This window comes from Streptomyces sp. NPDC057623 (genome assembly GCF_042800355.1).
Classification (GTDB): domain Bacteria; phylum Actinomycetota; class Actinomycetes; order Streptomycetales; family Streptomycetaceae; genus Streptomyces.
Genome location: NZ_JBHVGZ010000033.1, coordinates 89,910 through 97,939, shown reverse-complemented (window position 1 = coordinate 97,939; position 8,030 = coordinate 89,910). Strand labels below are relative to the sequence as shown.

The window sequence follows — 8,030 nt, the reverse complement described above, 5'->3', positions numbered from 1 at the left end:
GAGGAAGGAAGGAAGAACAGGGGGGGGGGGGAGGCCGGGAGCGAAGGGCAACCCCCCGGAGCCCTGGGTCAGCGGCGAGCGCCGCCGGCCGCCCGTCGGCGCACCGACGCGAACAGGACCGCCGAGCCGAGTGCCAGGGTCGCCGCACCGCCCATCGCGAGATACGCCGTGCCGCTGTCCCCGCCGGTCTCGGCGAGGTTCTCGGTGGCGCCCGCGGCCTTCGGCCGGTTGGCCGGGACGGACCCGGACCCCTCCTCCTCGGTCGCCGCGCCCGGCTCCGCCGACGTAGCGGCGTCCTGGTCCCCGTGGCCGTGGTGCTCGATCGTCGACTGGTCGGCACCCTCCTCGATCTGCTCCTCGGAGGGTGCGGAGGCACTCGGGGCGGGCGCGGCGGCCTCGCTGCCGGAGCCGGTGTCGTCGGTGGCGCCGCCACCGTTGCCCGAGCCGCTGCCGTCACCGCCGCCGAAGGCCACGTCCGAGCAGGAGTAGAACGCCTCCGGGCTGTCCGAGCGCTGCCAGACCGCGTACAGCAGCTGCTTGCCGGAGCGCTCGGGCAGGGTGCCGGAGAACGTGTAGAAGCCGCCCGAGGCCGCCGGGTCGGTGGCCGTCGCCACCGGGTTCGCCAGATCCAGGTCGTCCCAGGCCAGCGGCTTGGCGGGGTCGTAACCCGCCTTGGTGATGTACACCTTGAAGGTGCCCTTGTGCGGGGCGGTCACGCGGTACTTGAAGGTGTACGGCCCACTGCTCACGCTCGTCGCCGGCCAGTCGGCGCGGGCGAGATCGAGGCCCTTGAACTCGTCGCTGTTCGCGCTGCACAGCCTGCCGTCCGGGATCAGCTCCTGGTGGCGGCCGTCCGCGTTGCCGATGCGTATGCCGTTCCAGTCGTAGAGGGCCTGTGTACCGCCGGCCGCGACCGCCGCCCCGCACGCGTCGGACTTCGGGCTCTCCGGGCCCTCCGCGTAGCACTGCGAGACCCGGCTGACCGGATCGCCCATCGAACCGTGCGCCGAGGCGGGCGCGGTGGCGAGGGCGGTCAGGGCGAGCGGGGTCAGGCCGAGGGTGGCGACGGCGGCGGCCTTGCGGCGTGCGGGCATGGAAGATCTCCTCAAGGGGGCTCTGACGCGTGGGGTGAATCCCGTGGGGGCGATCAGAAGCTAGCCCGAGGAAACCGCGAAATCGCCTGCTGGAGGCGGGTGATGGCGATCTTTAGGGTCGCCTTAAGGGAGTGCTGAGACTGCGATCAGGTAGGTACCGTCGCGGTATGAGGGACGACGACATCAGGGCGGCGGTCGCCGCCGACGTACCAGCCGTGAAGGGCGTGACCGATGCCGCCTATCACCCCTACATCGAGCGCATCGGACGGGCGCCCGTGCCCATGGAGGCGGACCACGCGGCGAACGTGGCCGCAGGGAAGGTGTTCGTCACGGGCGAGCCCGTGATCGGGCTCGTCGTGCTGGAGGCGTACGAGGACCATCTGTTCCTCGACAGCATCGCCGTCCACCCCGACGCGCACGGCAGGGGTGTGGGGCGACGGCTGCTGCGTTTCGTGGACGCACGCGCGCGTGCGCTCGGCCTGCCCGAGGTCAGGCTCTACACGAACGCGCTGATGTGGGAGAACCAGAAGATCTACCCGAGGTACGGCTACGAGGTCGTCGAGCGCCGCATGGACGGGCCGTACGACCGTGTCCACTACCGCAAGCGGATCGCCTGACGCGTTTCGCGCGGCCGGCAGGGCGTTTCAGCCTTCCGGCCACCAGGTTCGCGCGATGTCCTTGCGGACCTCGGGTCGTCCCGAGGGGGACTCGTCCGCCTCCTCCCGGAGCCGGCGGGAATCAGTCTTCCTCTTCAGGGGCTTCTGCACGGTCACACGGCGCATGGCTGCCTCCTTCAGTGCCTATCGAGTTCCGCTGTGTCACGGAGATAGACCCTTTTGGCGAGAGTTCCTCATCGCCGCCGGTCCTGTCAGTGGCCGTTGTCACGAAACCCACTGTCAGTGGCGGGTGTCACTCTGGGCCCATGACGAACGGTGAACGCGCCATCACACAGACGGGTATGGACGTGGACTGGGACGCGGCGGCCGCGTCCTTCGACGACGAGCCGGACCACGGCCTGCGCGACCCCGAGGTGCGCCGGGCCTGGTCCTCCCGGCTGCGGTCCTGGCTGCCCGAGCGGGCGTCCGACCTCCTCGACCTCGGCTGCGGCACCGGCAGCCTGTCCCTCCTCGCGGCCGAACAGGGACACCGGGTCACAGGGGTGGACCGCTCCCCGGTGATGGTCGACCGAGCCCGCGCCAAGCCGGCCGGCCGTGACGCGGCCTTCCTCGTCGGTGACGCGGCGGCACCACCGGTCGGGGAGGAGCGGTTCGACGTGGTGCTCGTACGGCACGTCCTGTGGGCCCTGCCCGACCCGGGCCGGGTCCTGCGGCACTGGCGGGGGCTGCTGCGCCCGGGAGGGCGGTTCGTGCTGGTCGAGGGGGTGTGGGGGAGCACCGCGCCGACGGCCGGCATACCGGCGGACCGGCTCGCCGCCCTCCTCGCCCCGCTCGCCGAGGACGTGCGCGTGGAGCGCCTGTCCGAAGACGCGCGGCTGTGGGGCAAGGACGTGGACGACGAGCGGTACGCGGCCGTGGCGACGGTGAACTGACCGGGTGGGGCTACGCCAGGAGCCCGCCGAGGCCGTCCCCGCGCGCCAGTTCCTCCAGGGCGTCCAGCGCCGACAGGGCGGCCGCGGCGGCCTGCGGATCCGTCCGTTCGAGACCGCTCTCGGCGAACTCGTCCTCGTCCAGACGGCGTACGTCCGTGCCGTCGGCGGAGCACCACAGGTCCAGGTCGAGGTCCTCGACGACCAGCTCCGCGCCGGACAGCGTGGCCGGGCGGGTGATGTCGCAGTACCAGCCCTTGAGGGCGCCCGAGGCGTCGCGGACCTCCTTCACCGCGTACCAGCGGTCGCGCCAGTAGTACTCGGTGAAGACGTCACCCGGCTCGAAGCGGACGAAACCGAAGTCGCGGACCCCGGCACCGGACCAGGGGGCGCGGACGACGACACGGGTGCCGTCGTCGGAGAGCGGTTCGGCCGCGTAACGGATCTTCGTACGGCCGGCCTTGACCAGGACCAAGTCCAGCGGACGTCCCCGGTCAGCCGAGTTCGCGGACATAGCGCACCTCCGTCGCGCAGATCTCGTACCCGAACCACTTGTTGATGGCGAGCATCGGGCCGTTGCCGGTGTCGTTGCCCGTGAACGCCTCCGTGAGACCGGCGGCACGGGCGCGGTGCAGGGAGTCGTTCTTGGCGAGCTTGGCCAGGCCCCGGCCGCGGAAGGCGCGGGCGGTGCCGGTCATGCCGGAGGCGTACCGGGTGCCGCCGTCCGTACGGGCCAGGCTGAAGGCGGCGGGACGGCCGTCGACGACGGCGACGGAGGTCAGCTCGTGATGGAGGAGGGGGTGGTTCCAGGTCTCCTCCAGCCAGGCCTCGTAGTCCGTGAACTCGTAGGTGACGTCGCTCGGTTCGTCCGACGCCGTCTCCGCGTCCAGCTCGAACAGCGGGCGCGGATCGTCCGCGAAGTCGGCCGCCGTGCGCAGCTCGACGCCCGGGGGCGGGGTCCGAAGCGGCGGCAGCGTGCCGTCCGCCAGGTCCAGGCGCAAGAAGTGCGCCGAGCGGCCCTCACGGTAGCCGTGCCGTTCGGCGAAGGCGCGGTTGCCCGGCCCGTCGAGGATCCAGGCGAACAGCCTGGTCGCTCCCCGCTCGGCCAGGTACTCCTCGGCCGCGCGGACCAGCAGCGTGCCCGCGCCGCGACGGGTGCGCTCCGGGTGGACGTACACGTTGACGTACCCCTGGCCGGGCTCCGGGCTGTCGTGGACGAGCCCGACCTGGGCGGTGCCGATCACCTCGCCGTCCTCCTCCGCGACGAGCGGCCGGTAGTGGGCGTCGGGATGCATGTGGGTGACGTCGTAGGTGAGGGAGTCCGGCGTCGCCAAGAAGAAGGGGAGGGCGAGGTGGCGGACGCGGGAGAAGCCCTCGACGTCGGCTCGGACCTCGGGACGGAGGGGGCGCACGTTTACAGTCATCACCGCGCACGCTAGGGGGACCGGCGCGGGGGCGCCTCTCATTTTCCGACGGGTACGGGACAATCGCTGCGTGACCTTGAAGATCCACATCGATGACAGTGCCGCGCCCTACGAGCAGGTGCGGGCGCAGATCTCCGAGCAGGCGCGGTCGGGGGTGCTGCCGGTGGGGTACCGGCTGCCTACCGTGCGGGGGCTGGCGGAGTCGCTGGGGCTGGCGGCCAACACCGTGGCCAAGGCGTACCGGGCGCTGGAGAGCGACGGGGTGATCGAGACACGGGGCCGCAACGGCACGTTCGTGGCGGCCGCCGGCTCGGCCGCCGAGCGTGAGCTGGCGTCGGCCGCGCAGGCGTACGTGGAGCGGGCCCGGCGACTCGGGCTCGCGGAGGCCGACGCGCTGGCGGCCGTGCGGGACGCCCTGCGGGCGGCCTACGGCGCGTAGTCAGCGGCGTGCGGCGAACCCCGGCGTGCGGGTCACCGTGAGGCCCGCTCGCGTCGCCGCCCTCCCGAAGGCCACCGCGTCCTCCACCGCTGCCCCACCGGGGTCGTTGTTGAAATACACGTAGGTGTCCTCGGCGTCGGACCAGGTGGTCGCGATGCGGTCGACCCAGGTCTCCAGGGAGCGCCGGCCGTAGCGGGGCCAGGGGTGTGCGCGGCCCTCGTGGAAGCGGACGTAGCCCCAATCGGTGGTGCGCCACAAAGGAGTCACCGGACGGGCCCGGACGTCGGCCCAGCACAGGGCGGCCGCTCGGGACTCCAGCACCTCGCGGGTCTCGGGTGCCCACCAGGACTCGTGGCGGGGCTCGACCGCGATCCGCGTTCCCGACGGGAAGCGGGCCAGGCAGGCGTCCAGGAGGGCCGCATCGGCGCGCAGGGTCGGCGGGAGCTGGAGGAGTACCGGCCCCAGGCGGTCGCCCAGGCCCGCCGCGTGGGACATCAGACGGTGGACCGGCTCCTCGGGATCCTTGAGGCGCTTGATGTGGGTGAGGTAGCGGCTCGCCTTCACCGCGACCACGAAGTCCGCGGGTACCCGGTCACGCCACGCCTCGAAGTTCTCCCGCGTCGGCAACCGGTAGAACGCGTTGTTGATCTCCACCGTGGCGAAGTGCTCCGTGTACTCCTCCAGCCACAGGCGCACGGGCACGTCGGCGGGGTAGAGGGCACCACGCCAGTCCTTGTACTGCCACCCCGACGTCCCGACGAACAGGGTCATACATCCATCAAAGCACCGGAGGGCTACAGGTACAGCCCCGCGTCCGCCCCGTCCCTCGGGTCCGGCAGCGACGTCGGGGAGGTGCCCCGCCTCAGCGCGTACAACTCCGCCAGCGTGGCTCCCTCACGGCCGATGCCCTCCTCCGTGCCCAGCCAGCTCGTCGCCTCCGGGCGCGTCAGCGCCCCCACCTCGATGCGGGCCAGACAGCGTCCGGGGCGGACCACGGCGGGGTGCAGGCGCTCCAGGTCCTCGTTGGTGGTGACGCCGACCAGGACGTTGCGGCCCTGGCCCAGCAGGCCGTCCGTCAGGTTCAGCAACCGCGACAACGCCTGGCCCGCCGTGTGCTTCGCCTCGCCGCGGATCAGCTCGTCGCAGTCCTCCAGGAGCAGCAGCCGCCAGCGGCCCTTGCCCGTGGAGTCGTCCTCACCGATCGCGATGTCCATCAGGTAGCCGACGTCGCTGAACAGCCGCTCGGGGTCCAGGACACAGTCGACCTGGCACCAGTCCCGCCAGGAGCGCGCCAGCGTGCGCAGCGCCGACGTCTTGCCCGTGCCCGGCGGGCCGTGCAGCAGGAGCAGGCGGCCCGCGATGTCCTCCGGGGTCGTCTTCATCAGGCCGTCCATGGCGTCCGCCACCGGCGCGGTGTAGTTCGCCCGCACCTCGTCCCAGGTGCCCGCCGAGATCTGCCGGGTCGTGCGGTGCGGGCCGCGCCTGGGGGAGACGTACCAGAAGCCCATGGTCACGTTCTCCGGCTGCGGCTCGGGCTCGTCCGCCGCGCCGTCCGTCGCCTCGCCCAGGACGCGCGCCGCCAGTTCCTCGCTGGTCGCGGTCACCGTGACGTCGGCGCCCCGGTTCCAGCGGGAGACCAGCAGGGTCCAGCCGTCGCCCTCCGCCAGCGTCGCGCTGCGGTCGTCGTCGCGGGCGGCGCGCAGCACCCGGGCGCCCGGCGGCAGCAGCGTCGCACCGGACCGTACGCGGTCGATGTTCACCGCGTGCGAGTACGGCTGCTCGCCCGTCGCGAAGCGGCCGAGGAACAGCGCGTCGACGACGTCGGACGGCGAGTCGCTGTCGTCGACGTTGAGCCGGATCGGCAGAGCGTCGTGTGGGTTCGCAGACATGCGGCCATGATCCGGCACACGGCGGCCCGGTGCACCCGGTTTCCGTGCCACGTACCGCCAACGGTCCATGTCCGGGGGCCGGAGCGGCCCGCCCCGAGCCGTGTCCGAGGCGCGCGCGCCGCACCCCGCGCGCCCTCCGTCCTGTTACAGGACCGTGTAGTGACGAAACCTGCCCGAGCGGCTGTCACCCCCGTTACCGTTGTCCTTGATGGGACGTCATGGGTGGAATTCGGGGGCACGGCGGTGGCGGCTCACCGCGCTGCTCGGTGTGGGGGTGGCCGCTCTGGCCCTGGTGGTGACCCTGCTCAACACGCTTCCCGGCAGCGGCGCGAGCACCGAGGGCACCACACGCGACGGCGACAAGGTGCACGGCAACCCGACCGCCACGCCGGACGCCACGAACCCCGAGGTCGGCTGGGGGTTCACGCACACCCAGCACAGCGCCGACGAGGGCGCCGCCGCAGCCGTCAAGCGCGTCGAGGGACGGCTCGCGGACGCCGGAGGACTGCCGCAGATCCAGCACGTCATGGGGTGGGGCGCCGACAACCCCGAACCGGTCGAGGGGCGCTACGACTTCGAGGCGATGGACCGCCGCATCGACTTCGTCCGCGCCTCCGGCAGCACCCCGGTCGTCACCCTGTGCTGCGCCCCCGACTGGATGAAGGGCGGCGAGGCGGGCGTCGACCACACGGACTGGAGCCAGTCCGCGCTGGAGACGGCGCCCGAGCCCGAGCACTTCGAGGACTTCGCCGCGCTCGCCGTGACCGTCGCCAAGCGCTATCCCGACGTACGCCACTTCATCGTGTGGAACGAGTTCAAGGGCTTCTGGAACGACGCCGAGGCCCGCTGGGACCACGAGGGCTACACCCGGCTCTACAACCTCGTGTACAAGGCGTTGAAGAAGGTCAACCCGGACATCATGGTCGGCGGGCCGTACCTCGTGATGGACAGTGTCGACCCGCGCGCCGCGGAGGCGTCGAAGGCCCTCACCGGCCCCTGGGGCGCCCTCGACCAGCGCACCGTCGACGCCTTCGGGTACTGGAACGAGCACAAGGCGGGCGCCGACTTCGTCGTCGTGGACGGCTCCAGCTACACCCGGGACGACGAACTGCTGCCCGACGAGTTCACGGCCACCGACAAGTTCACGGCCGTCAGCCGGTGGGTGCGGCGGCAGACCGGTGACCTGCCGCTGTGGTGGGCCGAGTACTACGTCGAGCCCGCCGACGGCAACGACGACCGCAAGGGCTGGTCCGAAGCCCGCCGGGTCGCCGTCCAGGCCGCCGGAATGATGGCTCTGGCCAAGGGCGGCGCCACCTCCGCGTTCTACTGGAACCCGGAAAAGGAGAGGGGCACCGACTGCGCCGGCTGCCTGTGGACGCCGACCGAGACCGCGCGGGGCGGCGAGAAGCTGCCGATGTACGACCTGCTCGCACGGTTCGGCAAGGAGTTCCGGCCCGGCACCGAGCACAGGAAGGTGTCCGTGGACACACCCGACGTCCGGGTCCTGGCCACGGACAAGGTGATCCTGCTGGTCAACACCCTCGACCGGCACACCGGTGCGAAGGTCGACGGCGAGAAGGTCGAGCTCCAGGCGTACGAGGTGAAGTGGCTCAAGCGCTGAGCCACTCGCCCTCCAGC

Annotated in this window: 10 protein-coding genes; 4 read left to right on the top strand and 6 right to left on the bottom strand. The window is 72.0% G+C overall.

Annotated elements, in window-relative coordinates:
* Window positions 1-68 precede the first annotated feature (68 nt).
* On the bottom strand, window positions 69-1,094 hold the full coding sequence (locus ACFU95_RS29130) for a lytic polysaccharide monooxygenase (protein WP_383833034.1): 1,026 nt from the start codon (window positions 1,092-1,094) through the stop codon (window positions 69-71).
* Window positions 1,095-1,261: 167 nt separating this feature from the next.
* On the opposite strand from ACFU95_RS29130, the gene ACFU95_RS29125 reads away from it, so the two are divergent.
* Complete coding sequence (locus ACFU95_RS29125; RefSeq protein ID WP_383833031.1) at window positions 1,262-1,711, top strand: GNAT family N-acetyltransferase; 450 nt, start codon at window positions 1,262-1,264, stop codon at window positions 1,709-1,711.
* Window positions 1,712-1,738: 27 nt separating this feature from the next.
* Here ACFU95_RS29125 and ACFU95_RS29120 read toward each other — a convergent pair whose 3' ends face one another.
* The gene (locus ACFU95_RS29120; RefSeq protein ID WP_383833028.1) at window positions 1,739-1,876 is read right to left on the bottom strand and encodes a hypothetical protein; all 138 of its coding nucleotides are present in this window, start codon (window positions 1,874-1,876) and stop codon (window positions 1,739-1,741) included.
* A gap of 140 nt (window positions 1,877-2,016) precedes the next feature.
* On the opposite strand from ACFU95_RS29120, the gene ACFU95_RS29115 reads away from it, so the two are divergent.
* Window positions 2,017-2,643, top strand: coding sequence for a class I SAM-dependent methyltransferase (locus tag ACFU95_RS29115; RefSeq protein WP_383833026.1), 627 nt, complete (start codon window positions 2,017-2,019; stop codon window positions 2,641-2,643).
* 10 nt (window positions 2,644-2,653) lie between these two features.
* Here the strand turns inward: ACFU95_RS29115 and ACFU95_RS29110 are convergent, their stop codons facing one another.
* Window positions 2,654-3,154: a DUF402 domain-containing protein gene (locus ACFU95_RS29110; protein ID WP_383833023.1), complete on the bottom strand. Its 501-nt coding sequence runs from the start codon at window positions 3,152-3,154 to the stop codon at window positions 2,654-2,656.
* Window positions 3,135-4,064 (bottom strand): GNAT family N-acetyltransferase, encoded by a 930-nt coding sequence (locus tag ACFU95_RS29105; protein WP_383833020.1) that lies wholly within the window; start codon window positions 4,062-4,064, stop codon window positions 3,135-3,137. The genes ACFU95_RS29110 and ACFU95_RS29105 overlap by 20 nt, the downstream gene beginning before the upstream one ends.
* Before the next feature lie 70 nt (window positions 4,065-4,134).
* Between ACFU95_RS29105 and ACFU95_RS29100 the strand changes: the two genes are divergently transcribed.
* Complete coding sequence (locus ACFU95_RS29100) at window positions 4,135-4,503, top strand: GntR family transcriptional regulator (RefSeq protein WP_383833017.1); 369 nt, start codon at window positions 4,135-4,137, stop codon at window positions 4,501-4,503.
* Here ACFU95_RS29100 and ACFU95_RS29095 read toward each other — a convergent pair whose 3' ends face one another.
* Both ACFU95_RS29095 and ACFU95_RS29090 read right to left on the bottom strand, forming a co-directional pair.
* Window positions 4,504-5,274 (bottom strand): DUF72 domain-containing protein, encoded by a 771-nt coding sequence (locus ACFU95_RS29095; protein ID WP_383833014.1) that lies wholly within the window; start codon window positions 5,272-5,274, stop codon window positions 4,504-4,506.
* A gap of 23 nt (window positions 5,275-5,297) precedes the next feature.
* A complete protein-coding gene (locus ACFU95_RS29090; protein ID WP_383833011.1) occupies window positions 5,298-6,392 on the bottom strand; it encodes a DUF5925 domain-containing protein in 1,095 nt (364 codons plus the stop codon).
* Window positions 6,393-6,600: 208 nt separating this feature from the next.
* Here ACFU95_RS29090 and ACFU95_RS29085 point away from each other — a divergent pair, with 208 nt between their 5' ends.
* On the top strand, window positions 6,601-8,013 hold the full coding sequence (locus ACFU95_RS29085; RefSeq protein ID WP_383833008.1) for a xylan 1,4-beta-xylosidase: 1,413 nt from the start codon (window positions 6,601-6,603) through the stop codon (window positions 8,011-8,013).
* Window positions 8,014-8,030: the final 17 nt, after the last annotated feature.